The organism is Streptomyces lincolnensis, assembly GCF_021173675.1.
In the GTDB taxonomy this organism is placed as follows: Bacteria; Actinomycetota; Actinomycetes; order Streptomycetales; family Streptomycetaceae; genus Streptomyces; species Streptomyces lincolnensis_B.
Genome location: NZ_JAIHON010000008.1, coordinates 500,726 through 524,342, shown reverse-complemented (window position 1 = coordinate 524,342; position 23,617 = coordinate 500,726). Strand labels below are relative to the sequence as shown.

Here is a 23,617-nt window from a genome sequence, read left to right as displayed (position 1 = left end):
CATAATGATGCAGCCTCGCGCCCCTGGAGGCCCGACTACCGCGTCCTGCGTCCTGGCAGGAACGTGAAGACTGCCGCGCCGAGCAGGACCGCCGTTCCCGCCACCAGGCCCAGGGCCTTCAGGCCGCTGTCGTCCTCGGCGCCTGTCGCGGCCAGGCCGCCGCTCGTAGATCCGGACGATGACGAATCGCCGGAGGACGACGAGCCGCCCGACGCGCCGCCCTCCTGCTCCTGCGTGGTCAGGGTCAGGGAGACGTCCGTCCGGTCCGGCCTGCACGTCGTGGTCGTGCCCAGCGCCTCGATCGTCAGGACACCCGGTGACAGGGTCGACTCACCCGTCGCGCCCGGCTTGTACGCGCCCGTCATGTCGGAGATCTCCATCGGGTCGCCCGCCTTGATCGCCTCGGAATTGGTGGGGCCCTCGACGTGGACCGAGCCCTTGTCGTCGCCGCCGAGAACCACCTCCATGGACGGCTTGACCGAGTCCGCGGGGATGTCGGCGGGGCTGTCCATCGGGGAGTTCTTGAACCGCACGGTGAGGCCGTAACCGCCGCCGTCCTTCTTGGCGTTGATCTGGATCGTGGAGGTCGCCTTCTTCTCACCGATGGGCGACTGGCAGGTGTAGGGGATGTCGACCTCCTTGCCGGTGAAGTCGGTCTGCGTCCCGGTGGGTGTGGAGGTCGGAGCCGGAGTCGGTGTGGAGGTCGGGGTCGGAGAGGGTGTGGAGGTCGGGGTCGGTGTCGGAGTCGAACTCCCCTCCCCCGCCGTCACGTCGATCGTCGCCGCCGCCTTCACGGCCTCCGTGGGCGCGCACTTGGTGTCCGTCGACATGGCGTTGACGACGTACGCGTCCGGAGTCAGCGTCACCCGCCCGGCCGTCGTCGGCTTGAACGTGCCCTTCATGGCGGACAGCACCATGTCCCCGCCCTTGGGAATCGCGGGGTTCTGGCGCGGCCCCCGCATCGCGATGTCCGCGGTCTGGGCGCCGGCGGCCTTCAAGGTGCCGGACGGCTGGACCGAGTCGGCGGGCAGGTCGATGATGTCGGGGTTCTTCGAGGCGGCCCGGACGAACCTCCACACCACCTCGACCTCCTGGCCCACCCGAGCGGTGGCCGGTGCGGTGATCTCCACCTCGGTGGTGCCCTCGACCGGGTCGAGCCCGACGCCCGCGGGCGGGACGCAGCGCGTCGCGTACGCCACCTCCGCCGCCTGAGCGGTCCCCGCGGCCACGCCGAGCAGGGCGCCGGCCCCGCCGAGCACCAGCGCGACCGCGGCCGCGCCCGCTCTTCTCCTCTTCGTCCCGGCCGGTGCGGCTCTCCTTCGCATGCTCACGTGGGTCCCTTCGTGGTGGGAGTCGTCGGACTCGACGTACTCGACTTACTCGGCGGGCTCGACGTACTGGATGGACTCGTCGGGCTGTCGCCGTGCGGTGCGGAGAGCCGCCCGGCCGTGCCCGGATCCTCGTCCGGGGTGAACCACGGCAGGGTCGGAGAAGAGGGGACCGCCCGGTGTGCGGCCCGGGAGGGCTTCACCCCCGGGAGGTGCAGGGCCAGTTCGGGCAGGCGCAGCCCGCGGTGCCGGACACCGCCCGCGCGGCGCGGCCGGACCCGGTCGACCACCGCCATCCCGACACGGAAGAGGGCCGCCGGTACGACCAGGCAGACCAGGATCCAGAACAGGGTCACGCCCCAGGGCCGCCCCACGTCCCAGGGCTGCTCGGCGAGGACCTTGCCGCCGTACTTGAGCGAGACGGTGTAGTCGCCGTGCGCCCCGCCGGGCAGCTCGACGGGTAGTTCGATGCGCGCCTTCCGGCCCGGCTGGACGGTGCCGCGCCAGCGCTGTTCCTGCCACTCGGGGGCGAACACCCCGTGGGAGGTGCCGACTTGGAAGACGGGGTCCTTGACGGCGGAGGTGCCGACGTTGCCGACGGTGAGCACGATCGTCCGGGCGGGTGCCGCCCCGAACCAGGTGAGCAGCCCGCCGGAGCCCTCCAGCCGGGTGTCCGTGAGCACCGACAGCCGTCCCCCGGCCGTGTCGGCGGGCAGCGGCTCGACGGCGTGCCCGGCGACCTGGAAGATCGCGTCGGCCTCGGCCTTCGCGCCCGTCACCGTCGCCACGTGCACCACACAGGGGCACGGCACCGGCGGTTCGGCGACCGGCAACTTCCGGCTGAAACGTCCTTCGGCGTCGGTGGTGGCGGCCCTGCCGTCCGCGTTGGCACAGGAGTTGGTGCCGCCGACCACGCCCCGCGAGGGCACGGACTGCCCGCAGATCAGGATCATCAGCAGGGTCCGGGCCCGCCATCCCTCACCGGTGACGGTGATCGAACCCCCGGTCCCCGCCTGCGTCTTGGACAGCTTCACACGCGGCCCGTCCGCCGCCACCGCCGACGTGCCCACCAAGGGCAGCACGAGCAGCGCGAACACCGCCGCCAGCACCACCGGCACCGCGGTCCGCACCTTGCCGCTCACGTCATCGCTCCCGTCAACTCGACGTCCGTACCTGGGGATTCGGGCCCGCGCCCGCTCCTACGGCGCCTTCGTCGTCGTACGGCGAGGAAGGCGCCGGCCGAGAGGGCCGCGCCCCCGGCTCCGGCGGCCGTGCCCCAGGGCACGAACCGCGCCGATGTGCGTGCCGTGTCGCGGGCCCCGCCCGCCGCCGTCACCGTCAGCCGTACGTCGACCGCGTCCAGCGCGGGCCGGTCGGGCCACGGCTCGGTGAGCCTCAGCCGGCGGCCCGGGGGCAGCTCGACGGGCAGGGTACGCGGGGCGCGCTCCAGGACCGGGCCGAGCAGGCCGTCCACGCGCACCGCGAGTCTCGGCGCGAGGGTGGTCGTACCGCGGTTGACCAGCTCGTACGCGATACCGTCGGGGCGTAGGGACAGGTGCTCGACGGTCAGCGCGGACAGGTCGGGAACGGCCGAGCGCAGGTGCAGCGGGACGCGTCCGGTGCGCCCCGCGGTGTCGCGCGCGACGATCGCGCCGGTCCGGTCGCGGTCCGGGACGGTCACCGTGAACGGGACGTCGGCGCGGGTGCGGGCCGGCACGCGGACGGTGCCCTGCGCGAAGGCGGCGCCGGAGAGCCGTACCGTGACCGGTTCCGTGCCCCGGTTCGTCACGGACAGCGTGTCCTGGAGGACCGTCCCGGGGGCGCCCTCGGCGTAGAAGGCGGGCCGGCCGCCGCCGGAGGGCGCGACGGACCACCCGTCGGCGGCGGATACGGCGACAGCCGACGGGACGGGTCCGACGAGGACGACCAGCAGCGACAGGCCGGCCAGAGAGAAGCCGGACAGAGACAGACCGGACAGAGACAGGCGGGACAGGGCACGGGTGGCGGCTGACAGCATCGGCGGCTCCAGCTGTCGTCAGGCACGACGGGATCAGCGGCGGACGCGGGCCGCCTGGTTCCTCCGGGTCAGCCACAGCGCTCCCGCCGCGCCCACCAGCAGCACCGTGCCGCCGAGCGTGCCGAGGGCGATCGCGGAGTCCTCGGGCCCGGTCTGCGGAAGCTCGTCGCCCGCGCCGCTGTTGTTCTGCGTGCCGTCGGAACCCGAGCCGGATCCGGACCCCGAACCCGATCCCGATCCGCCCGCCGCCGTCACGTCCAGGCTCAGCGACGGGCCCGGACTGTTGGTCGGCGTGCACGTGGTCGTCGTACCGAGCGCCTTGATGGTGAGCACACCCGCGGTGAAGGTGACCTTGCCGGTCTTCTTCGGGGTGTACGTACCGCTCAGGTCGTTGATCTTTATGGGGGTGTTGGCGGGGACCGTCGCCTGGTTGGCGGGACCGGTCACGTTCAGGGTGCCGCTGTCGGCACCGCCCAGCTTGATGGTGGCGCTCGGGTTCATCGCGCCCTTGCCGAGGTCGACCGGGCTGGAGGAGACGCCCTTCTGCCAGGACATGGTGATCTTGTAACCAGCGCCGTCCTCGACGCCCTCGATGTCGATGGGCGAGACGGCCGTCTTCACTCCGATCGGCGTCTCACAGCGGTAGTTGACGTTCACGACCTCGGCGTTGGCTGCGGGGGCGGCCATCAGCACCACCGAGCCGGCCAGGGCCGCGACGGACGCGAGCGCGGCGGTTCGTTTCGGGTACGACACGGTTCCGCTCCCCTTACTCGTTCCTGACGGCACATCAGATCGGCCGTCAAGGTACGCCGGGGCACGTAAGGAGGGAAGACAAAGGGATGACAAAGGCGCCCCGATAGGGGCGCGGGGCTGTATCGATTTGCGGCTCCGCCGCGTGGGCGCGACAAGCCACAGCGACGCCGCAGCCGCCAGACAAAGGGACGCACCCACCCCCTTAGGCAGGCGCCCCCAACTCAGCCCACACCGTCTTCCCGGCCACCCCAGGAGTCCGCACAACCCCCCAGTCCAGACAAAGCCGCTGCACGATGAACATCCCGTGCCCCCCCGGCCGCCCCGCCCGGTGAGGGCTACGCGGCGCCGGCTGCCCCGTCCCCTTGTCCGAGACCTCGACCCGGATCACCTTCCGGTCGCAGGCGATCCACAGCTCGTCCGGCCCCTCGGCATGCAGGCACGCGTTGGTCACCAGCTCGGAGACGACGAGGAGCACATCCTCCGCCGCCGCCCGCTGATCCGCGGTAGCGGCCGGCAGCCATCCCCACGCGTACAACGCCTGGCGGGTGAAGTCACGGGCGAGCGGGACGACACCGCTCTGCCCGTCGAAGCTCAGCCTGCGGGCCTGGCTGCCCCCCGACGACCCGTCTGCGCCCCCGTCGGACGCCCCGGTCGTGGGCACGCCCCCCTCGGACGCCCCGGAAGCGCCGCTCGGCTCCGGGCCGCGGTCGCCCGGCGGGTAAGGCCGGGTGGTGCTCATCAGCGCTTCACCTCACCGATTCACCGGTTCACGATTCAAAAGGTCACTGCACGGTCGGTGCGGCCGACCCGTCCCCGTGTCGGCCGCCGCACAGTCAGTACGGATGTCTCCTGCCCGACCGGACCGGACGAACACCCCCGTATTCGGCACGAAAAGGCGTGACACCCGAAAACGCCGATCGCAGGGGGGACGGGTGGGACAGCACCCCGGGCCGGTCACGCGGATCAGCCGGTCTCGCCCGACTCGCCGGCCAGGGCGGCCTCAAGGGTGTCATGCACGGTGAAGACCGCATCCGCCCCCGTGATCTCGAACACACGCGAGACCACCGGCTGCATGCCGGCGAGATGCACACCACCCCCGGCGGCCTCAGCCTTGAGCCGCGCGCCCAGCAGTACGTTCAGTCCGGTCGAGTCACAGAACTCCAGACGTGCGCAGTCGACCACCAGTCGACTGAATCCCTTCGCGAGGCAGTCCTCGAGTGGCTCACGCAACAGATCGGCGGTGTGGTGATCCAACTCACCCGCCGGGGTCACGACAGCACTGGAGCCCTCTTCGCGCACTTCAACCAGAAGCCGGCCCGACTGTGCGCTGCCGACCGTCCCGCGGTCCATGCGTCTCTCTCTCCCGACGTCCTGACTGCTGACTGACGCCCTCGAACACTACGCCTTCTCCACACCCTCTGACACCCGAACAACCGCCCACAAACGGACATAACCACACATAACGCACTTGCGGCGGGCTCGGGAAAGCGGGTAGGGCTAGTAGAGACACGTACCCGACACGGCCGGCTTTGGAGGCGCCGCACACCGCAGTGCACGAATTGGCTTCGGCAGCCATATGCCGAGAACGATGGAGGACATCATGTCACCCCGGCTCGACGCATCGCATACCCATGAGGCGACGTCGACATCCCCCCCGGAACATCTGGATCCCATCGAGCAGGACAGCGACGTACGTCACGAAGTCGACGACGTGCTCGCCGGGCTTCCGGAGATCCCACCGTACGACGAGGTGGGGCCGGTGGACGCACGGGCCCTGTCCAAGACCCTCTTCGCGCGGCTGGAGTCGCTCGAGGAAGGCACCCACGAATACTCGTACGTCCGCAACACGCTCGTCGAACTGAACCTCGCCCTGGTCAAGTTCGCCGCCTCCCGCTTCCGCTCACGCAGTGAGCCGATGGAGGACATCATCCAGGTGGGCACGATCGGTCTGATCAAGGCGATCGACCGCTTCGAGCTCAGCCGAGGGGTGGAGTTCCCCACCTTCGCGATGCCAACCATCGTCGGGGAGATCAAGCGTTTCTTCCGCGACACCTCGTGGTCCGTGCGCGTCCCTCGCCGGCTCCAGGAGCTGCGGCTCGACCTGGCCAAGGCCGGCGACGAACTGGCCCAGAAGCTGGACCGGGCCCCGACCGTCGGCGAACTCGCCGAGCGCCTCGGCCTGTCCAAGGACGAGGTCGTCGAGGGCATGGCCGCGTCGAACGCGTACACCGCCTCCTCGCTGGACGCCCAGCCGGAGGAGGACGACGCGGAGGGCGCCCTCGCCGACCGCATCGGCTACGAGGACCACGGGCTCGAAGGCATCGAGTACGTCGAGTCCCTGAAGCCGCTGATCGCCGAACTTCCCTCCCGGGACCGGAAGATCCTCTCCCTGCGCTTCGTCGCGGGCATGACCCAGTCCGAGATCGGCGACGAACTCGGCATCTCGCAGATGCATGTGTCCCGGCTGCTGTCGCGGACGCTGGTGCGGCTGCGGAAGGGGCTGACGGTCGAGGAGTGACGGCGGCCGCGTCCGCCGGGGTCGCGCATCCGCCACGGGCAGCCCGGCCCTTCGGGGGCCGGGTTGCTGTGTGGCTTGTTGCGCGGCGGCTCAAAAGTTTCTGTTACCCGGGGGAACCTCTTTTCTCTCCGGGCCCCCTCGACCACTATGGGCACCCTTCACAGACTGACCGGTCCGTCAGGGACGGAGCTGGCGGGGAGGGTGGGTCATGGCTCGGGCCGACGGGACCGGCGAGGTCGGGGGCGGTGCGTTCGGGCGTGCGTACGGCGATGCCTCCGACACGCGCCTGACCGACCTGCTGCGCGCGGACTCGGCCACCGCCTACCAGGCCCTCCAGGAACTCCGCGCCCGCCACCACCCGTCCGTCCTGGCCTACGCCCGCCTGTGCGCCACCGGCGAGACACCGGCCCGGCAGCTCGCGGCGCAGGCCTTCACACTGGCCGCCCGCGAGACGGCACGCGGCATCGATCCCGGCGTCCCGTGGCGGCACCGGCTCCTGCTGCTGACGGTCCGGGAGGCGGCGACCTGGGCGGCGGACGCCCGCGCGGCCGGCCTGGACCCGACGCTCCTCCTGGTCCTGAACTCCACAGCCACCGACGATCCGCCGCTCCCACCCCTCCTCGCCCCGTTCCAGTCCCTGCCGCCCCGCGCGCAGGGCCTGCTCTGGTACGGCGTGGTGGAGCAGGAGCCGCCCGGTCGCACGGCCGCGTACACCGGCCTCTCCCCCGAGGACGCGGCCCACGACACCGACCGCGCCCTCCAGGCCCTCTCCCAGGCCTGCCTCCGCTCCCGCCTCGCCGCCTCCACCGATCCCCACTGCGCCGACTTCCGCCGCCTCATCTCCGAATCCGTACGCCCGGACAGCCCGCGCGAGAGCGCCGACCTGCGGTCCCACATGGCGCACTGCGTCCACTGCACGACAGCCCACGAGGAACTGTCCGCCCTGCGGGACGCTCCGCCCGGGGCGCTGGTGGAGGGTTTGTTGCCGTGGGCGGGGACGTCGTACGGCAACCGCAACCGCGACCGCGGCAAGGACGTGCCGGAGGTCGGCACAGGCCCCCGTACCGCTCCGACGCGCCCTCGGCAGCCGCCGCCCCGTCGCCTGCTGCTGACGTCCGCGGCGCTGGGGGTGGCGCTGGCGCCCCTGCTGGCCTTCCTGCTGACGCAGGGGGACTCTGCGTCGCCGCGGGAGTCGACGGGGGCGACGGGAGCGGCGGTGAGCACACCACCGGCCCCGCCCCCGGTGACGGTGACGGTCTCGCCACCCCCGACGACGGCGTCGGCCTCCCCTTCCCCGACTCCTTCGAGGACACCCTCCAAGCGCCCTACGAAGCCCCCGTCCGCCGCGCCCACACCGCCGCCCGGCACGGCCTACGCGCAGGTCGTCAACGTCTCCTCGGGCCGCTGCCTGGACATCCGCGACGCCGACCTCTCCAAGGGCACGGACGTCATCACGTCCCCCTGCTCCACCTCCCCCACCCAACGCTGGCGCGTCGACTCCACCCGCGGCGCCCTCCAGTCCTACGCCGACCCCGACTTCTGCCTCGACAGCCGCGGCGCCACGGACGACGGCGTCGGCATCTGGGAGTGCGCCTCCCTGGAGGGCCGCAACGCCCAGAACCTCCGCTTCGCCGTCGACGCGGCGGGGGTGATCCGCCCGGCGGTGGCCCCGGACTTCGCGGTGACGCCCGGCGGGGGCGGCTCGGTATCCCTGGTGAGGGAGACGGGCCGGGCGGATCAGCGGTGGCGGGCGGGGGCGGGCTGACGGCTCAGGAGCCGCCGCCGTTGAACAGCTCCCAGGCGTCGTCCACCTGGTAGGAGCGTTCGAGCCAGGTGCCGAGCTCGTCCATGTCGGTGGAGGTGAACACGCGGTCACGGACGGCCTCTGGGACGTCGATCCCACGCCACTGCAGCGTACGCAGCACGCTCTCCGCCCGCTCCTGAGCCCGGCCCTCCTCGCGCCCCTCCTCGCGCCCCTCCTCGCGGACCTGCTCCGCCAACGGGTGCCGCCAGAAGTAGTTGATCGCCGTCATCAGGTCCCTCCACATCTGCTGCGCCTGGGGGTCGGCCAGGCAGGAATCGACGAACTGCACGAAGGCCGCGGCACTCTCCGCGTCGATGGTCCGCAGGGCGGCTGCCAGGGATTCCAGTATGGCGGCGGCCATCGGCCCCCGGCCATGTGTCATCGCCGAAAGCACCGCGAGAGGTACGTCCCGTTCGGCCTCCCGCTCGTCGGCGATGACCGGCACATTGTCCGGGCCGAGCACGAGCGGGCGCACCGTCAGGGACGGACAGCCCCGTACCCCGAGATGAATCGGCTCGGCAGCCCAGCGGGCCGTGGCACTGTTCTGGGTGATGACGATGAGCACGGGGTCGCACTGGTACTTCGCGTGCAGATAGCTCAGGTAGTACGGCCAGCTGCGCCGCTTGCCCTCGTCCTTCTTCCCCTGTGACTCGACGACCAGGAGGTAGACACCCTCGTCGGTTTCCGCTCGCAGCAACGTGTCCACCCGCCGCTCGACCGGCTCGATCTCGGTGAGGTCCACATTCATCGCGGCGAATTCACGCGGCTCGGGGAACGGGATTCCTAAGACATGTTGCAAGGCGCGGGTGAGCAGCGCGGGATCCTTCTGGAAGATCCGGTGCAGCGCCTCGTGCGACGAGCTGACCATCAGCTCTCCCTTCTGTCCGATGTGATCAACGATCTAGGCGGCGACGAGGTCACACCACACGTACTTGCCGCGGCTGCCGTACCTCGACAGCGGCTGCCAGCCCCAGACGTCGGCACAGGCTCGGATCAGGGCGAGACCTCTGCCCGCCTCGGCGTCCACGAGGCTCGTCAACTCGCCCGGCGGTTCGGGGGGTTCGGGATCCGCGTCCCACGCGCCGATGCGCAGGACGCCGGGCGACCAGCGGACGCGGAGGGTGGCGGGGCCCTCGGTGTGCAGTACGGCGTTGGCGACCAGCTCGGTCGCGAGGAGTTCGGCTGTGTCGGCGAGGCGGATCAGGCCGTGCATCGTGAGGATCAGGCGGAGGGTGCGGCGACAGACGGTGACGGCTCGGGGGTCGTTGGGGATGGAGAGGGAGTACTCCCAGGGTTCGGCGTCGTTTTCGGGCATGCGTCAGCTCCAAGAGGGTGGGGAGAGGTCGGGTGAGGGCGGTGGCATTGCCGCAGCCGTCGTGGCAGGACGGAGCGGTGCGCTTCCGCAGCGTGAAGTTCGCGTCACTGACGGTAGAGCAAAAATTTTTCCTCGCGCAAGCCGATGCCGTAATCTGACGCCCGAACGAGGAGGGACGCATGGCGCCAAGGAGCCAGCCAACGGCACGACAGGTGCGCCTGGGCACCGAGTTGCGCCGCCTGCGGGAGGCGGCTGGCCTGAAGGCCCGTGAGGTGGCAGGGCTGTTGAACTCGACGTCGGCCCAGATCAGCCAGGTGGAGGCCGGGCTGGCCGGTGTGAGCGCGGAACGCGTACGCCGACTGGCAGCCCACTACGCCTGCACGGACGAGGCGTTGATCGACGCCTTGGTGGCGATGGCGACCGATCGCACGCGGGGTTGGTGGGAAGACTTCCGAGGCGTCCTGCCAACGCCGTTCCTCGACGTCGCCGAGCTGGAGCACCACGCGACGTTCCTGCACGACGTGGTCATCATCCACGTGCCGGGGATGCTCCAGACTCCGGACTACGCCCGCGCGGTGTTCTCGTACATGAATCCGGGCCTGCCGCCGAGCGAGCTGGAACCACGGGTCGAACACCGGATGCGGCGCCGCACGGTCCTGGAGGGAGACAAGCCCACCCCTTACGAGGCGATCGTCCACGAGTTCGCTCTGCGCATCCGCGTCTCCGACCGCCGCGTCGCTCACGCGCAGCTCAAGCAACTGCTCGATCTGAGCGAGCGGGACCACGTCACCGTACGCGTCATCCCCGTCGACCAGGACGACTTCGCCGGCGGTGGAGCCGCGATGATGTACCTCGGGGGCCCGGTGCCAAGACTGGACACCGGACTCCGGGACGCTCCCGTGAACAAGGGCCCCATCGATGCCGAAGCTCAGCTGCAACGGCTTCGGACCCTGCTCCTTAAGGTGAGCAAGGCGTCACTCGCCCCCGCGCAGTCGCGGGATTTCATCCACCGGGTGGCGAAGGAACTGTGAGGACCCGCATGGCCCAGGCAAGGCACTGGCAGAAGTCCAGCTTCTCCGACGGGAGCGACGGAGACACCTGCGTAGAAGTGGCCGCCACCCCCACCACCCTCCACCTCCGCGAAAGCGACACCCCGGACACCGAACTCACCACCACCACCGCACCGTTGGCCCACCTCATACGCGCCCTGAAGTCAGAGCTGGCGTAGCCCCCGCCGCCACACGCCCGCAACCAGCGGAACCCCCGGCCGATACGCCAGATGCACATGGCTGGGCGCGTCCAACAGGATCAGGTCGGCGTACGCGCCCGGCGTCACGCGGCCGACGTCCTCGCGCCGCAGGGCCGCCGCGCCGCCCGCCGTCGCGGACCAGACCGCCTCGTCCGGGGTCATCCCCATGTCGCGGACGGCGAGGGCGACGCAGAAGGGGACCGAGGACGTGAAGGACGAGCCCGGGTTGCAGTCGGTGGACAGGGCGACCGTGACGCCCGCGTCGAGGAGGCGGCGGGCGTTCGGCCACTCGGCGCGGGTGGAGAACTCGGCGCCGGGGAGGAGGGTGGCGACCGTACGACTGCTGGCCAGCGCGTCCACGTCCGCGTCCGTCAGGTGCGTGCAGTGGTCGGCGCTCGCCGCATCCAGCTCCACAGCCAACTGCACGCCGGGGCCGTAGGACAACTGGTTGGCGTGGATGCGCGGGTGCAGCCCCTTCGCCTTGCCCGCCGTGAGGATCGCGCGGGCCTGGTCGCCGTCGAAGGCGCCCTTTTCGCAGAAGACGTCGATCCAGCGGGCGTAGGGCGCACAGGCGTCGAGCATCTCGCCGGTGACGAGGGAGACGTAGGCGGCGGGGTCGTCGGCGTGGTCGGGGGAGACGATGTGGGCGCCGAGGTACGTGACCTCGTCGGTGTGCGCGGACGCGATGCGCAGGGCTCGGGACTCGTCGGCGACCGTGAGGCCGTAGCCGGACTTGGTCTCGAAGGTGGTCGTGCCCTGGCGGAGGGCCTCGGTGAGGTAGCGGGTGAGGTTGGCTTCGAGTTCGGCGTCGGTCGCCGCGCGGGTCGCGGCGACCGTCGTGCGGATGCCGCCCGCGCTGTAGGGCCGCCCGGACATACGGGCGTTGAACTCCTGGGTGCGGTCGCCCGCGAAGACGAGGTGGGAGTGGGAGTCGACGAAGCCGGGGAGGACGGCCCGGCCGCCGGCGTCGACCCGATTGTCAGTGGCGGGTGCTTTGCTTTGATCACCGGTCCACGCGATGCGGTCGCCTTCGATGACGACGGCCGCGTCCTGGATCAGTCCAAGGGGGGATTTGTCACCGGAGGAGGGGTCGTTGGTGACCAGGGCGGCGATGTTGGTGATGAGCGTGCTCGCGGTGCTCGCGGAGTGGGCGGGGCTGACGGTCGTCGCGTTGCTCATGGCGTCCTCGGTGGCCTGGGCGGCGGTGGGGTGGGGGTCGGGGTCTGAGAAGGGCCGCGCGAGTGGGCGGCCCGGCGTCATCCGCGCAGGGCTGACACCGCGTCCGCGAGGGCCTTCGGTACATCCGGTACGAGGGCGTGTGCCCCGTCCCGTACGACGTGCCGACCTCCCACCACCGTGTGCGACACGTCTGCTGCCGACGCGGCGAATACGGCCGTCTCGGCTCCGAGCCGCGGAAGCGGCCCTGCCGTCCTGACCGAGTCCAGGGCGATGGTGGTGAAGTCGGCGAGCGCGCCCGGCTCCAGGGTGCCCGCGCCGTCCCAGCCGAGGGCCGCGTGGCCGTCGGCCGAGGCCGCCCGCAGGAGGGCCGCCGCCGTCCAGTGACCTCGGGTACGGGTGCGCAGGCGCTCGTTGAGCTCCATGGCGCGTGCCTCTTCGAGCAGGTCGATGACGGCGTGGCTGTCGGAGCCGAGGGAGAGGGGTGAGCCCGCCTTCTGGAGGTCGGCGGCGGGGCCGATGCCGTCCGCCAGGTCCCGTTCGGTGGTCGGGCACATGCAGGTGCCGGTGCCTGAGCCGCCGATCAGGGCGATGTCCTCGGCGGTGAGGTGGGTGTTGTGGACGCCGGTGGTGCGCGGGCCGAGGACCCCGTGGTCGGCGAGGAGCTGGGTGGGGGTGCGGCCGTGGGCGTCCCGGCAGGCGTCGTTCTCGGCGGTCTGCTCGGACAGGTGCACATGGAGCGGGGCGCCCCGCTCCTCGGCCCAGCGGGCCACGGTCGCCAACTGGTCGGCGGGCACGGCCCGTACGGAGTGGACGGCGGCACCGATCCGCGCGTGATCCCGTTCCTTGAGAACTGAACAGCGTTCGGCCCAGGCGTCCGCGCTGCCGTCGGAGAAGCGGAGCTGGTGGCTGGTGGGCGGCTGTCCGAAGCCGGAGGAAAGGTAGGCGGTGTCGAGGAGGGTGATGCGGACACCGGCGTCGGCGGCGGCCGCGATCAGGGCCTCGCCCATCGCGTTGGGGTCGGCGTACGGGGTGCCGCCCGGGGCGTGGTGCACGTAGTGGAACTCGCCGACGGCCGTGATGCCGGCCAGCGCCATCTCCGCGTACACCGCCCGGGCGAGCGCGTGGTAGGTCTCCGGGGTGAGCCGGTCGGCCGTGGTGTACATGACCTCGCGCCAGGTCCAGAAGGTGCCGGATCCGACCTGGACGGTGGAGCGCAGGGCGCGGTGGAAGGCGTGCGAGTGGGCGTTGGCCAGGCCGGGGAGGGTGAGGCCGCGCAGGATCTCGGCGCCCGGGGGCGGGGTCTCCACGTCCGTGCGGACGGCGGTGATGCGGCCGTCCGCGACCTCCAGGGCGACGCCCGGCTCGACGTGGGTGTCGAGCCAGGCGTGCTCCAGCCAGTACGTCTTCGAGGTCACCTGCACGCCAGTCCTTCCAGTACGTCGGCGAGGGCGAGCACCCCGGCCACGCAGTCGTCCTCGGCCGCGAACTCGGCCGGGGAGTGCGAGACGCCGGTGGGGTTGCGCACGAACAGCATGGCGGTCGGGACGCTCCCGGACAGGATCCCGGCGTCGTGTCCGGCGCCGGTGCCGAGCACGGGCACCTTCAGCTCGGTGCCGGTGCCCAGGATGCGGGCGAGTTCGTCGCGCAGGGCGTGGTCGAACTCGACGACGGGCGTGAAGGACTCCCGGACGATGTCGAGGTCGATCCCGTGGGCGTCGGCGTAGGCGCGGGCCGCCTTCTCGATGCCGCCGAGGACGGCGTCGAGGCTCTCCTGGTCGGCGGCGCGGGAGTCGAGCCAGCCGCGCACCAGGGAGGGGATGGCGTTGACGCCGTTGGGCTCGACGGCGATCTTGCCGAAGGTGGCGACGGCACCGGCGAGTTCGGCCTCCCGGCGGGCGGCGAGCACGGTCTCGGCGTACGACAGCATCGGGTCGCGCCGGTCCACCAGCCGGGTGGTGCCCGCGTGGTTGGCCTCGCCGCGGAAGTCGAACCGCCAGCGTCCGTGCGGCCAGATGGCGCTGGCGATGCCGACCCGGTCGCCGGACAGGTCCAGCGCGCGGCCCTGCTCGACGTGCAGTTCGACGAAGGCGCCGATGCGGGCGAGCCGCTCGGGGTCGGGGCCGAGGGTGTCCGGGTCGTAGCCGGCGGTCTGCATGGCCTGCGGGAGGGTGATGCCCTCGGCGTCGGTCAGCTTGTGCGCCTGCTCGACGGTGAGCTGTCCGGCGGTGAGCCGGGAGCCGACGCAGGCGAGCCCGAAGCGGGCGCCCTCCTCGTCGCCGAAGTTGACGATGGCGAGGGGCCTGGTGAACTCCGCTCCCCTGGCCCGCAGTTCGTCCAGGGCGGCGAAGGAGGACACGACCCCGAGGGGCCCGTCGAAGGCCCCGCCGTCGGGCACGGAGTCGAGGTGCGACCCCGTGACGACGGCGTCCCCGGCCGCGGGATCCCCGAGCCAGGCCCACTGGTTGCCGTTGCGGTCCACCTCGTGGGTGAGCCCGCGGGTCTCGGCCTGCTCCTGGAACCAGGCCCGGCAGTCGAGGTCGGCGCCGGTCCAGGCGTAGCGGCGGTAGCCGCCGGAGGTGGAGCTGCGGCCCAGCGGCAGCAGCTCCGCCCACATGCTGTGGAAGGTCACGCGTCGTCACCTTCACGCATCGGGACGCGCACGCCCCGCTCGTCGGCGACGGACTTCGCGATGTCGTACCCGGCGTCGACGTGCCGGATGACGCCCATCCCGGGGTCGTTGGTCAGCACCCGGCGGATCTTCTCGCCGCCCAGCTTGGTGCCGTCGGCCACCGTGACCTGCCCGGCGTGGATGGACCGGCCCATGCCGACGCCGCCGCCGTGGTGGAGGGAGACCCAGGAGGCACCGGAGGCCACGTTGACCATGGCGTTCAGCAGCGGCCAGTCGGCGATCGCGTCGGAGCCGTCGAGCATGGCCTCGGTCTCGCGGTAGGGGGAGGCCACCGAACCGGAGTCGAGGTGGTCGCGGCCGATGGCGAGGGGGGCCGCCAGTTCGCCGCTCGCGACCATGTCGTTGAACCGCTCGCCGGCCTTGTCCCGCTCGCCGTAGCCGAGCCAGCAGATACGGGCGGGCAGGCCCTGGAAGTGGACGCGCTCGCCGGCCATCCGGATCCAGCGGGCGAGGGACTCGTTCTCCGGGAACAGCTCCAGGATCGCCTTGTCGGTCTTGGCGATGTCGGAGGCCTCACCGGACAGGGCGGCCCAGCGGAAGGGGCCCTTGCCCTCGCTGAACAGTGGCCGGATGTAGGCGGGCACGAAGCCGGGGAAGGCGAAGGCCCGCTCGTAACCGGCGAGTTGGGCCTCGCCGCGGATGGAGTTGCCGTAGTCGAAGACCTCGGCGCCGGCGTCCATGAAGCCGACCATGGCCTCCACATGGCGGGCCATGGACTCCCGGGCACGCTCGGTGAAGCCGGCCGGGTCCTTGGCGGCCGCGTCGGCCATGTCCTCGAAGGCCACGCCCACCGGCAGGTAGGCCAGCGGGTCGTGGGCAGAGGTCTGGTCGGTGACGATGTCGATGGGCGCGCCCTCGGCGAGCATGCGCGGCAGCAGTTCGGCGGCGTTGCCCAGCAGGCCGATGGAGAGCGGCCGGCGGGCGTCACGGGCCTCGACGGCGAGCTGGAGCGCGTGCTCCAGGTTGTCGGCCCGCACGTCCAGGTACCGGTGCTCGATCCGCCGCTCGATCGCGCGCGGGTCGCAGTCGACGCAGATCGCGACGCCGTCGTTCATGGTGACGGCGAGGGGCTGGGCGCCGCCCATGCCGCCGAGGCCGGCGGTGAGGGTGATGGTCCCGGCGAGGGTGCCGCCGAACTTCTTGGCGGCGACGGCGGAGAAGGTCTCGTAGGTGCCCTGGAGGATGCCCTGGGTGCCGATGTAGATCCAGGAACCGGCGGTCATCTGGCCGTACATGGTGAGGCCGAGGGCCTCCAGGCGGCGGAACTCCTCCCAGTTGGCCCAGTCGCCGACGAGGTTGGAGTTGGCGATCAGGACGCGCGGGGCCCACTCGTGGGTCTGCATGACGCCGACGGGGCGGCCGGACTGGACGAGCATGGTCTCGTCCTGCTTGAGGGTCCTCAGGGTGCGGACCATCGCGTCGAAGGAGCGCCAGTCGCGGGCCGCCTTGCCGGTGCCGCCGTACACGACGAGCTTGTCGGGGTGCTCGGCGACCTCGGGGTCGAGGTTGTTCTGCAGCATCCGCAGGGCGGCTTCCTGCTGCCATCCCAGGGCGCTCAGTTCCGTTCCTCGCGGGGCTCGGACGGGGCGGGGTCCTGACATGGGCTGCCTCCTGGGGACTGGTGCCGGCGCGGCGGACTGTTGCTGTCGTTATTCACATCCTGACTTCATGAATAGAACTAGTCAATACGTTCTCGCGTCAGGCTCGGTGGGGAACGGATGTTTCACCGGCCGGGTGAGCGTGGAGGACGGGGACATGATGAACGGGAACGGGAACGGGCACAGCGGCATCGCACAGGGCCGGGACGACAGCGACGCGGCGCGGGCCGTGCGCCGTGACGAGGCGGTGCGGGCCGCGGTCGAGCAGGGTCTGCTCGGGCAGGACACCCCGATCGTCGGCCTGCTCGACGTCACCGGGATCCGGGAGTCGGCGGCGCTGCTGCGCGCGGCCTTCGACGAGGTCACCGCGCCGGGCACACCCGTGCTGCACGCCTTCGCGGTGAAGGCGACCCCACTGGTGCCGGTGTTGCGACTGCTGCGGGACGAGGGGATCGGCGCGGAGGTGGCGAGTCCGGGCGAACTGGCGCTGGCGCGGGCGGCGGGGGTGGCGCCGGGCCGGACGGTCCTGGACTCGCCCGCGAAGACGCCGGCCGAGCTGCGGGAGGCGCTGGCGCTGGGGATCGCGGTCAACGCCGACAATCCGCAGGAGCTGGACCGTATCGACGCCCTGATGCGGTCCGCGCCCAGCCGCTCGCCGCTCGGCATCCGGGTCAATCCGCAGGTCGGCGGGGGTTCCATCGAGGCGACGTCGACGGCCACGGCGACCTCGAAGTTCGGGGTGGCGCTGCGCGACGAGGGGGCGCGCGAGTGGGTGGTGCGGGCGTACGCGGAGCGGCCGTGGCTGTCCCGGCTGCACGCGCACACCGGTTCGCAGGGCATCCCGCTCGCCCTGCTCGTCCAGGGCGTCGCGGAGACCTACGCGCTCGCCGAGGAGATCAACCGGCGGATCGGGCGGCCCCAGATCGACACGATCGACATCGGCGGGGGGCTGCCGGTGAACTTCGCCTCGGACGTGACGACACCGACGTACGCGGACTACGCGCGGGCGCTGAAGGAGGCGGTGCCGGGGCTGTTCGACGGGCGGTACGGGCTGGTCACCGAGTTCGGGCGGTCGCTGCTGGCCAAGCACGGCACGGTGGTGGCCCGCGTCGAGTACGCCAAGAGCGCGGGCGGACGGCCGGTCGCGGTGACCCACGCGGGCGTGCAGGTGGCGACCCGGACGGTATACGCGCCCGGGGCGTGGCCGCTGAGGATCGCCGCCTACGACGGCAAGGGGCGGCCGAAGGAGGGGCCCGACGTGGTCCAGGACGTGGCGGGGCCGGCATGCTTCGCCGGCGACCTGCTCGCCCGGGAACGCCCGCTGCCGCTGCTCCAGCAGGGCGACTACGCGGCGGCGCTGGACACGGGGGCGTACTACTTCGCGCACCACTACGCGTACAACTCCCTGGCCCGGCCCGGGATCTACGGCTACGCGCCGGACGGGGACGGCGGTGTCGTGTTCGCGACCGTGCGGGAGCCGCAGACAGTCCAGGAGATCGTGGCCGAGTCCGGAGGGGCGCACGCCGGGTCACTCACCACTCTTCGCGCACCCGGAAGCGACTGACGTGCGCCGGTGGCCCCGCTGATCAACTGGCCTGAAAATGAGGACAGTTGACCCACATTAGCCCCCGGGAGCATGTTCCACCGGAAAATGCCAGAACCCTCACCCCTCCCGCACACGGTGCGTAGCTTCGTCGTCACTCGGCCGAAGCCCACGCAGGAGGGGAGCCACGGTGCCCGGAATCGACGAGTGCCTGCTGGAGGCCATGCGACTGCCCGGTGCCCGGGGCGCCGCGTTGGTCGACTGGACCAGCGGGCTGGCCCTGGGCACCGTCGGGGAGTCCCCGGGCGGTGACCAGGAGGCGGCCGCGGTGGAGACCGCCGAGCTGGCCCGGCTCGCCGCCGAACAGCACGCCTTCGCGCCCGGCGCCGACGGGGGAACCCACGAAGGCGGCACCCACAAAGTCGGCATCCACGAAGGCGGCACCCCCGGCGGGAATCCCCTCGGCGGAGACGATCCGCCGATCGAGGACCTGATCATCAGCAACCGGGACAGCTACCACCTGCTGCGGTTCGTACGGACGTCCTTCGACAGCAGCGTGTGCCTGCACCTGTGGCTGACCCGCGCCGAGGGCAATCTCGCGCTGGCCCGCATCCGGCTCGGCGAGATGGCCGGACGGCTGGTGCTCGAATGACGGCCGTCAGGACCACCCCGGCCGCCCCGCCGCCCCGGCTGCCCGCGCGGGACAAGGCCGCGGCCCGGGACCGGGGCTGGGGCGGCGGCTCCCCGATGCTGACCCGGCTCGCCGCCGAGCGGGCCACCGGCGTCCTCGTCCGCGAACGCGGCACGCTGCGGCTCTCCCGGGGCCGGGTGGTGGACGCCGAGAGCCCGGCCGCGCCCGGCCTGGACGTCCTGCTCACCGCCCGGGGCACACTCGACGGCGAGGTCTGGCGGCAGGCGCTGGCCGAGACCGGGGACCGGCATCACGCGGGCCACCGGCTGGTCGAGGGCGGGCTCCTCGCGCCCGGCGCACTGGAGCTGTGCCGACTGGTCGCGCTGTACGACGCCGCGTACTTCACCCTCGCCCCCAGCAGCACCCCCGGCCGCTTCCGCTACGCCGCCGAGGACGGCCCCGACTGCGGCTGCCCCGTACCGGTGGCCGCCCTGGAGCGCGAGACCCTGCGCCGCCGCGACCTGCTGCACCGCATCTGGCCCGACCCGGCCACCGACGAACGGCCCCTGACCCGGGCGCACCGGGCCACGCCCCCACCGTCCACCGTCCGCCAGCGCGCGGTCCTCGCCGAACTGGACGACGTCCGCACGGCGACGGACATCGCGCGGGGCCTGGGCCGCCCGGCCTTCCACACCCTGGTGGACCTGCGGCGGATGGCGGCGGCCGGAGTCGTCGCGGCCCGCGAGCCCGCCCCCGCCGAGGCGTCCGACCCGCTCGAAGGGATCCCGGCCGACGCCGTCGACCCCCACATCACGTTGCTGAAGAGGCTCAGGGATGCGCTGGAGGCCCTTTGACCGACAGCGGCAGCGGATCCGCGCCGAGAGGAGAGACCTGATGGCGGCGGAGGCCGAAATACAGGAGGAGCTACGGCGGCTGAGGGCGCGTGTGCCCCAGCTGACCGGTGCCCTCGCGGCCGGGGCCGACGGACTCGTCCTCGCCCGGGACACCCCCGGCGTCGCCCCGGAGGCGGTCGCCGAACGCACCGCGGAGGCCCAGGCCCTCGCCACGGGACTGGCCGACGCGGCCGGCCGGGGCGAGGTCCGCGAACTGCTCGTCCGCGGTGTCCACGGCTATGTGGCGGCGTATCCGGCGGGCCGCGCCGCCCTGCTGACGCTGCTCGCCGAGGACGGCGTGAGCGTCGGCCGCCTGCGCCTGGAGGGCCGCCGGGCCGCCGCGCGGATCGGGGAGCTTCTCGACACGGCAGAGCCGACACCGACTCCGACACCGACTCCGACAGCAACACCGGCGGCCCAGACACCGGCACCGAAGCCCGCCACCAAGAGAGCGCCCCGTACGGCCAAGCCCAAGCCCGCGGCCACCCCGCGTACCGCGAACCCACGTACCGCGACCCCCGAGACGCCCGCCGCACCGACGGCGGCGCGTACCACCGAAAGTTGAGAGGAACCGAGGAATCGTCATGGCCAACACCGAAACCTGCCTGAAAGAGGCGCTCGCCTCCATCGAGGGCTCCACCGCCGTCGCGCTCGTCGACTACACCAGCGGGATGGCGCTGGGCACGCTGGGCGGCAGCAAGGGCTTCGACCTCAATGTCGCCGCCGCCGGCAACACCGACGTGGTCCGCGCCAAGATGCGCACGATGGAGCACCTCGGGCTCAAGGCCCAGATCGAGGACATCCTGATCACGCTGTCCGACCAGTACCACCTGATCCGGCTGATCAGCGGCCGCGGCGGCAACGGTCTCTTCCTCTACCTGGTCCTGGACGCCAAGCGGTCCAACCTCGCGATGGCCCGCCACCAGCTGCGGAAGATCGAGGAGGACCTGGAGGTCTGAGCCGCCCGGCTACACCAGGGCCGCGGTGCGGCGGCGCGCTCCGCCCGGGGCCGCGTCGCCCGCCGCGATGCCCGTGCTGCGGTAGCCCTTGACCGCCTTGCCGGCCGGTCGGCCGCCGCCCGCGGCGAGCCAGTCGACCCGCACCCACAGCAGCGCGTCCCCGTCCCGCTCGCGCCGCCCGAGCCAGGCGGCCTTCAGCCGGAGCCCCGTCCCGCACCCGGCGAGCAGCATGCCGCCCGCCGCGGGCACGGCGAACGCGCTGCCCAGCGCCGCCGCGAAGGCGAGCAACAGCCACCAGCGGTGTCCGCGCCGCCAGGTGCGGACGCTCACCGCACGGTCCTGGAGGATGTCGTGCTTGCCGGCGCGGACGGCCGAGCGGGCCAGGGCGACGTACCGCCTGCGACGGCCGTACGCCACGACCGCCGCCCCGATGATGAACAGGGCCGCTCCGGCCATCACACCGATCCGGCGGCCGGTCAGTCCCGGTACCAGGACGCCGATGCCCGCCGCGCACACCCCGAGCCACCACATCGGCGCGGCTCCGGCCCGTACGACGACCGCCACCCGAGCCAGTCCCTGAGCTCCCGCGCGTGCCACGTTCCGCCTCCTCGTCGCCTCGGCACAGCCGTTCGACACGGCCGTTTCTCGGTCGCACAGATTAGCGAGCGAACGTGAGACGAGTCTGAGAGCGCCGTGCGAGCGTCCCCGGCGGCGCCGTCACTCCACGAACAGCCCCCGGGCCGCCGCCCGCGCGTCGAACTGCTCCAGGCGTGCCTGCGCGTCCGGCAGGTCGTCGCACATGGCCTCCAGCAGGACCCGGCCGAGCAGCATCGGCGCACAGGCCGTGTCGAAGGCGAGCCCGGTGCCGACGGCGGCCGGCAGCAGCAGGTCGGAGACCTTGGCGACCGGCGCGAAGGCGGAGTCGGCGACCGTGACGACCGTCAGGCCCGCCTCCTTGGCGTAGGCCAGCGTGTCCACGACCTCGCGCGGGTGCCGGGGCAGCGCGAAGCACAGCAGGGTCGAGGCGCCCGCCCGGACGGCGGCGTCGATCCGGTCGTGGATCATCGTGCCGCCCTCGTGCAGCAGCCGTACGTCCGGATGGACCTTGGCGGCGAAGTACGCGAAGCCGTACGCCTGGGAGGCGGCGGCCCGCAGGCCGAGGACGGGCAGCGGCCGTGAGGCCGCGAGCAGCCGGCCCGCCCGCTGCACCGGCCGCGGGTCGGCCAGCACCTCCGCCAGGTGCCTGAGGTTCTCGATCTCGGCCTCGACGGCCTGCTGGTACTCGTTGTACGAGGCCGTGGACGCCGTCGGTTCGCCGGGCGCGACCTCGCGCAGGTGCCGGCGCAGGGCCGGGTAGCCGTCGAAGCCGAGGGCGACCGCGAAGCGGGTGACGGAGGGCTGGCTGACCCCGGCGAGCTCGGCCAGCTCGACGCTGGACAGGAACGGCACGTCGGCGGCCCGCCGCACCATGCTGTGCGCGATGCGCCGTTGAGTGGGCGTCAGCCGGTGCCCCTCGAACAGCGCCTGCAGCCGTGCGGCGGGAGTGTCCGTCACACCCATGTCGCTCATGCCCCGCTCCCCCTCCAGATGTCCGTGAACCGGTCGAGCAGTGCGGCCGCGGTCGTCACGTCGTACGTGAGCGGCCGGTCGGCCGGGTCCTCGTCGAGCACCGCCTCGGCGAGCTCCAGAGCGCGGCCCACCGGCAGGTCCGGGTCCGCCCTGAGGCCGCGCTGGCGCAGCGCCCGTACGGCGGCGACCAGTTCGCAGCCGACGACGAGACGGTACGCGCCGCACGCGCGCAGTGTCTGACGTGCGGCGAGCGAGGCGAAGCTGGCCTGTTCCTCGACGCCTCGGGAGAGTACAGCGTGCCCGAGCGAGGCGGGTGCCGAGAAGGCCCGCAGGTCTCCGAGGGCGGCCCCGGCGGCGTACTCCAGGATCATCACGCCGGAGGAGGCGGGCTCGGCGTCGGCGAGGAAGGGCTTCAGGCGGGTGAAGGCGGGCTCGTTGAGGGTGGACAGGCGGGAGGTGGACAGCCGGGCCACCTGGGTCAGGGCCAGCCTGAAGTGGTCCAGGGCGAGGGCGAGTTGGGCCTGGTAGAAGCCGCCGTGGTGGTAGGCGGCCATGTCCTCGGGGGAGATGAGCGGGTTCTCGGCGGCGGCGTTGATCTCGATGGCGAGGACCTCCTCCAGCGCGTCGGCCGCGTCCTGCGCCGGACCGTGGATCTGGGGCAGGCAGCGGAAGCCGTAGGGGTCCTGGATCCGGCCCAGCGGAGGGGTGGGCCGGTCCTCGGCGCCGATCAGCTCCCGCATCCGGCGGGCCACCTCGCCGGAGCCGCGGTGCGGTCGGGCGGCGTGCACGGGAGCGGCGTACGCCTCGTGCGAGCCGTCGACGGCGAGCAGGGAGAGGGCGGCGACGACCTGGGTGGCCTCCACCAGCCCGCGCAGTTCGTGCAGGGCCAGGGCGGCCTGGCCGAGGGTGAGGGCGTTGCTGCTGATGAAGGCGAGGGCGTCGTTGTTGTCGAGGGGCTGGGGCTCGGGGGCGCCGAGGACACCATGACCCGGGACGCGCCCCGCGCCGTCCGCCGCCGTCCGCCAGGGATGCTCCCCCGCGAGCGCCAGCCCCACCTGTGCCAGCGCCGCGATGTCCCCGGTGCCCACCGAACCGAACTCGTTGACGGCCGGGTGGGCGCCGTTCTCCAGCGCCTCGCACAGTGCCGTCACCACCGTCGGCCGGAGCCCCGCCCCGCCCGCGAGCAGTTGGTTGGCCCGCACCGCGAGCATCGCGCGCACCTGCCGGGCGGGCAGTTCCTCGCCGATGGCGCCGGCGTGACTGCGCAGCAGCCGCAGCCCGTGCTCGGCGGCCGCCTCGGTGGGCACGTCCTCGTTCCGGTTGGCGCCCACGCCGGTGGAGCGGCCGTAGACGCGTCCGGTCGCGGCGATCTGCCGGGCGGCGTCCCAGGACTCGGTCACCCGCTTCATCCCGTCGGTCGCGGGAACGGGCCGCGCGGTCCCGTCGGCGAGGCGGACGACGTCCTCGACGCCGAGCCCGATCCCGTCGAGGACCACCAGGCCGGTGTGCACAGGACTCGGCGTGTCCACGATCCGAGACGACATAGAGGCCAAACTCCCATCAATCGGGACA

The 23,617-nt window shown here is 72.4% G+C and carries 24 protein-coding genes; 9 read left to right on the top strand and 15 right to left on the bottom strand.

What is annotated here, in order from left to right:
* Positions 1 to 35: 35 nt before the first annotated feature.
* The 6 genes from K4B79_RS26185 to K4B79_RS26160 form a co-directional block, all read right to left on the bottom strand.
* A complete protein-coding gene (locus K4B79_RS26185; protein WP_269463985.1) occupies positions 36 to 1,325 on the bottom strand; it encodes a hypothetical protein in 1,290 nt (429 codons plus the stop codon).
* 2 nt (positions 1,326 to 1,327) lie between these two features.
* Complete coding sequence (locus K4B79_RS26180) at positions 1,328 to 2,470, bottom strand: hypothetical protein (RefSeq protein WP_232029355.1); 1,143 nt, start codon at positions 2,468 to 2,470, stop codon at positions 1,328 to 1,330.
* Positions 2,467 to 3,345 carry a hypothetical protein gene (locus K4B79_RS26175; protein WP_232029354.1) on the bottom strand — a complete coding sequence of 293 codons (879 nt, stop codon included), beginning with the start codon at positions 3,343 to 3,345 and terminating at the stop codon, positions 2,467 to 2,469. The genes K4B79_RS26180 and K4B79_RS26175 overlap by 4 nt, the downstream gene beginning before the upstream one ends.
* A gap of 33 nt (positions 3,346 to 3,378) precedes the next feature.
* On the bottom strand, positions 3,379 to 4,098 hold the full coding sequence (locus K4B79_RS26170; RefSeq protein WP_232029353.1) for an LPXTG cell wall anchor domain-containing protein: 720 nt from the start codon (positions 4,096 to 4,098) through the stop codon (positions 3,379 to 3,381).
* Between the two features lie 202 nt (positions 4,099 to 4,300).
* Positions 4,301 to 4,837: an ATP-binding protein gene (locus K4B79_RS26165; RefSeq protein WP_232029352.1), complete on the bottom strand. Its 537-nt coding sequence runs from the start codon at positions 4,835 to 4,837 to the stop codon at positions 4,301 to 4,303.
* A gap of 224 nt (positions 4,838 to 5,061) precedes the next feature.
* Positions 5,062 to 5,448, bottom strand: coding sequence for an STAS domain-containing protein (locus tag K4B79_RS26160; protein WP_232029351.1), 387 nt, complete (start codon positions 5,446 to 5,448; stop codon positions 5,062 to 5,064).
* A 238-nt stretch (positions 5,449 to 5,686) separates the two neighbouring features.
* Here K4B79_RS26160 and K4B79_RS26155 point away from each other — a divergent pair, with 238 nt between their 5' ends.
* Positions 5,687 to 6,616, top strand: a complete 930-nt coding sequence (locus tag K4B79_RS26155; protein ID WP_232029350.1) for an RNA polymerase sigma factor SigF — start codon at positions 5,687 to 5,689, stop codon at positions 6,614 to 6,616.
* 208 nt (positions 6,617 to 6,824) lie between these two features.
* Positions 6,825 to 8,381 (top strand): RICIN domain-containing protein, encoded by a 1,557-nt coding sequence (locus tag K4B79_RS26150; RefSeq protein WP_232029349.1) that lies wholly within the window; start codon positions 6,825 to 6,827, stop codon positions 8,379 to 8,381.
* A gap of 4 nt (positions 8,382 to 8,385) precedes the next feature.
* Here the strand turns inward: K4B79_RS26150 and K4B79_RS26145 are convergent, their stop codons facing one another.
* Positions 8,386 to 9,288 carry a hypothetical protein gene (locus K4B79_RS26145; protein WP_232029348.1) on the bottom strand — a complete coding sequence of 301 codons (903 nt, stop codon included), beginning with the start codon at positions 9,286 to 9,288 and terminating at the stop codon, positions 8,386 to 8,388.
* Between the two features lie 33 nt (positions 9,289 to 9,321).
* Complete coding sequence (locus tag K4B79_RS26140; RefSeq protein ID WP_232029347.1) at positions 9,322 to 9,735, bottom strand: ATP-binding protein; 414 nt, start codon at positions 9,733 to 9,735, stop codon at positions 9,322 to 9,324.
* A gap of 179 nt (positions 9,736 to 9,914) precedes the next feature.
* On the opposite strand from K4B79_RS26140, the gene K4B79_RS26135 reads away from it, so the two are divergent.
* The gene (locus K4B79_RS26135) at positions 9,915 to 10,766 is read left to right on the top strand and encodes a helix-turn-helix domain-containing protein (protein ID WP_232029346.1); all 852 of its coding nucleotides are present in this window, start codon (positions 9,915 to 9,917) and stop codon (positions 10,764 to 10,766) included.
* Positions 10,767 to 10,774: 8 nt separating this feature from the next.
* On the top strand, positions 10,775 to 10,963 hold the full coding sequence (locus K4B79_RS26130) for a DUF397 domain-containing protein (protein WP_232029345.1): 189 nt from the start codon (positions 10,775 to 10,777) through the stop codon (positions 10,961 to 10,963).
* Here the strand turns inward: K4B79_RS26130 and hutI are convergent.
* Genes hutI through hutU form a run of 4 tightly spaced genes read right to left on the bottom strand, consistent with a single transcriptional unit; the run spans position 10,949 to position 16,453 of the window.
* Entirely contained in the window at positions 10,949 to 12,244 is a 1,296-nt protein-coding gene (gene hutI / locus K4B79_RS26125; protein ID WP_232029344.1) for an imidazolonepropionase, read from the bottom strand. The two genes, K4B79_RS26130 and hutI, sit on opposite strands and share 15 nt — an antisense overlap.
* Positions 12,241 to 13,578, bottom strand: a complete 1,338-nt coding sequence (locus K4B79_RS26120; RefSeq protein WP_232029343.1) for a formimidoylglutamate deiminase — start codon at positions 13,576 to 13,578, stop codon at positions 12,241 to 12,243. The genes hutI and K4B79_RS26120 overlap by 4 nt, the downstream gene beginning before the upstream one ends.
* Positions 13,575 to 14,792, bottom strand: coding sequence for an allantoate amidohydrolase (locus K4B79_RS26115; protein ID WP_232029342.1), 1,218 nt, complete (start codon positions 14,790 to 14,792; stop codon positions 13,575 to 13,577). The genes K4B79_RS26120 and K4B79_RS26115 overlap by 4 nt, the downstream gene beginning before the upstream one ends.
* Complete coding sequence (gene hutU, locus K4B79_RS26110; protein ID WP_232029341.1) at positions 14,789 to 16,453, bottom strand: urocanate hydratase; 1,665 nt, start codon at positions 16,451 to 16,453, stop codon at positions 14,789 to 14,791. The genes K4B79_RS26115 and hutU overlap by 4 nt, the downstream gene beginning before the upstream one ends.
* Before the next feature lie 154 nt (positions 16,454 to 16,607).
* Here hutU and K4B79_RS26105 point away from each other — a divergent pair, with 154 nt between their 5' ends.
* The 5 genes from K4B79_RS26105 to K4B79_RS26085 all read left to right on the top strand — a co-directional run bounded on the left by K4B79_RS26105 (position 16,608) and on the right by K4B79_RS26085 (position 20,476).
* Positions 16,608 to 18,014 (top strand): diaminopimelate decarboxylase, encoded by a 1,407-nt coding sequence (locus K4B79_RS26105; RefSeq protein ID WP_232029340.1) that lies wholly within the window; start codon positions 16,608 to 16,610, stop codon positions 18,012 to 18,014.
* A 169-nt stretch (positions 18,015 to 18,183) separates the two neighbouring features.
* Positions 18,184 to 18,645 carry a hypothetical protein gene (locus K4B79_RS26100; RefSeq protein WP_232029339.1) on the top strand — a complete coding sequence of 154 codons (462 nt, stop codon included), beginning with the start codon at positions 18,184 to 18,186 and terminating at the stop codon, positions 18,643 to 18,645.
* A complete protein-coding gene (locus K4B79_RS26095; RefSeq protein ID WP_232029338.1) occupies positions 18,642 to 19,478 on the top strand; it encodes a transcriptional regulator in 837 nt (278 codons plus the stop codon). The genes K4B79_RS26100 and K4B79_RS26095 overlap by 4 nt, the downstream gene beginning before the upstream one ends.
* A gap of 40 nt (positions 19,479 to 19,518) precedes the next feature.
* Positions 19,519 to 20,082, top strand: a complete 564-nt coding sequence (locus K4B79_RS26090) for a roadblock/LC7 domain-containing protein (RefSeq protein ID WP_232029337.1) — start codon at positions 19,519 to 19,521, stop codon at positions 20,080 to 20,082.
* A gap of 19 nt (positions 20,083 to 20,101) precedes the next feature.
* Positions 20,102 to 20,476: a hypothetical protein gene (locus K4B79_RS26085; RefSeq protein WP_232029336.1), complete on the top strand. Its 375-nt coding sequence runs from the start codon at positions 20,102 to 20,104 to the stop codon at positions 20,474 to 20,476.
* A gap of 9 nt (positions 20,477 to 20,485) precedes the next feature.
* Here the strand turns inward: K4B79_RS26085 and K4B79_RS26080 are convergent, their stop codons facing one another.
* The 3 genes from K4B79_RS26080 to K4B79_RS26070 form a co-directional block, all read right to left on the bottom strand.
* The gene (locus K4B79_RS26080) at positions 20,486 to 21,073 is read right to left on the bottom strand and encodes a hypothetical protein (protein WP_232029335.1); all 588 of its coding nucleotides are present in this window, start codon (positions 21,071 to 21,073) and stop codon (positions 20,486 to 20,488) included.
* A gap of 120 nt (positions 21,074 to 21,193) precedes the next feature.
* Positions 21,194 to 22,045 carry a MurR/RpiR family transcriptional regulator gene (locus K4B79_RS26075; RefSeq protein ID WP_232029334.1) on the bottom strand — a complete coding sequence of 284 codons (852 nt, stop codon included), beginning with the start codon at positions 22,043 to 22,045 and terminating at the stop codon, positions 21,194 to 21,196.
* The gene (locus K4B79_RS26070) at positions 22,042 to 23,589 is read right to left on the bottom strand and encodes an aromatic amino acid ammonia-lyase (protein WP_232029333.1); all 1,548 of its coding nucleotides are present in this window, start codon (positions 23,587 to 23,589) and stop codon (positions 22,042 to 22,044) included. Before K4B79_RS26070 ends, K4B79_RS26075 begins: the two co-directional genes overlap by 4 nt.
* Positions 23,590 to 23,617: the final 28 nt, after the last annotated feature.

Coding starts and splice junctions, on each gene's coding strand:
- K4B79_RS26185 (WP_269463985.1), bottom strand. CDS start 1,325: ATGCGAAGGAGAGCCGCACCGGCCGGGACGAAGAGGAGAAGAGCGGGC.
- K4B79_RS26175 (WP_232029354.1), bottom strand. CDS start 3,345: ATGCTGTCAGCCGCCACCCGTGCCCTGTCCCGCCTGTCTCTGTCCGGT.
- K4B79_RS26165 (WP_232029352.1), bottom strand. CDS start 4,837: ATGAGCACCACCCGGCCTTACCCGCCGGGCGACCGCGGCCCGGAGCCG.
- K4B79_RS26160 (WP_232029351.1), bottom strand. CDS start 5,448: ATGGACCGCGGGACGGTCGGCAGCGCACAGTCGGGCCGGCTTCTGGTT.
- K4B79_RS26155 (WP_232029350.1), top strand. CDS start 5,687: ATGGAGGACATCATGTCACCCCGGCTCGACGCATCGCATACCCATGAG.
- K4B79_RS26150 (WP_232029349.1), top strand. CDS start 6,825: ATGGCTCGGGCCGACGGGACCGGCGAGGTCGGGGGCGGTGCGTTCGGG.
- K4B79_RS26145 (WP_232029348.1), bottom strand. CDS start 9,288: ATGGTCAGCTCGTCGCACGAGGCGCTGCACCGGATCTTCCAGAAGGAT.
- K4B79_RS26140 (WP_232029347.1), bottom strand. CDS start 9,735: ATGCCCGAAAACGACGCCGAACCCTGGGAGTACTCCCTCTCCATCCCC.
- K4B79_RS26135 (WP_232029346.1), top strand. CDS start 9,915: ATGGCGCCAAGGAGCCAGCCAACGGCACGACAGGTGCGCCTGGGCACC.
- K4B79_RS26130 (WP_232029345.1), top strand. CDS start 10,775: ATGGCCCAGGCAAGGCACTGGCAGAAGTCCAGCTTCTCCGACGGGAGC.
- hutI (WP_232029344.1), bottom strand. CDS start 12,244: ATGACGCCGGGCCGCCCACTCGCGCGGCCCTTCTCAGACCCCGACCCC.
- hutU (WP_232029341.1), bottom strand. CDS start 16,453: ATGTCAGGACCCCGCCCCGTCCGAGCCCCGCGAGGAACGGAACTGAGC.
- K4B79_RS26105 (WP_232029340.1), top strand. CDS start 16,608: ATGATGAACGGGAACGGGAACGGGCACAGCGGCATCGCACAGGGCCGG.
- K4B79_RS26095 (WP_232029338.1), top strand. CDS start 18,642: ATGACGGCCGTCAGGACCACCCCGGCCGCCCCGCCGCCCCGGCTGCCC.
- K4B79_RS26090 (WP_232029337.1), top strand. CDS start 19,519: ATGGCGGCGGAGGCCGAAATACAGGAGGAGCTACGGCGGCTGAGGGCG.
- K4B79_RS26085 (WP_232029336.1), top strand. CDS start 20,102: ATGGCCAACACCGAAACCTGCCTGAAAGAGGCGCTCGCCTCCATCGAG.
- K4B79_RS26075 (WP_232029334.1), bottom strand. CDS start 22,045: ATGAGCGACATGGGTGTGACGGACACTCCCGCCGCACGGCTGCAGGCG.
- K4B79_RS26070 (WP_232029333.1), bottom strand. CDS start 23,589: ATGTCGTCTCGGATCGTGGACACGCCGAGTCCTGTGCACACCGGCCTG.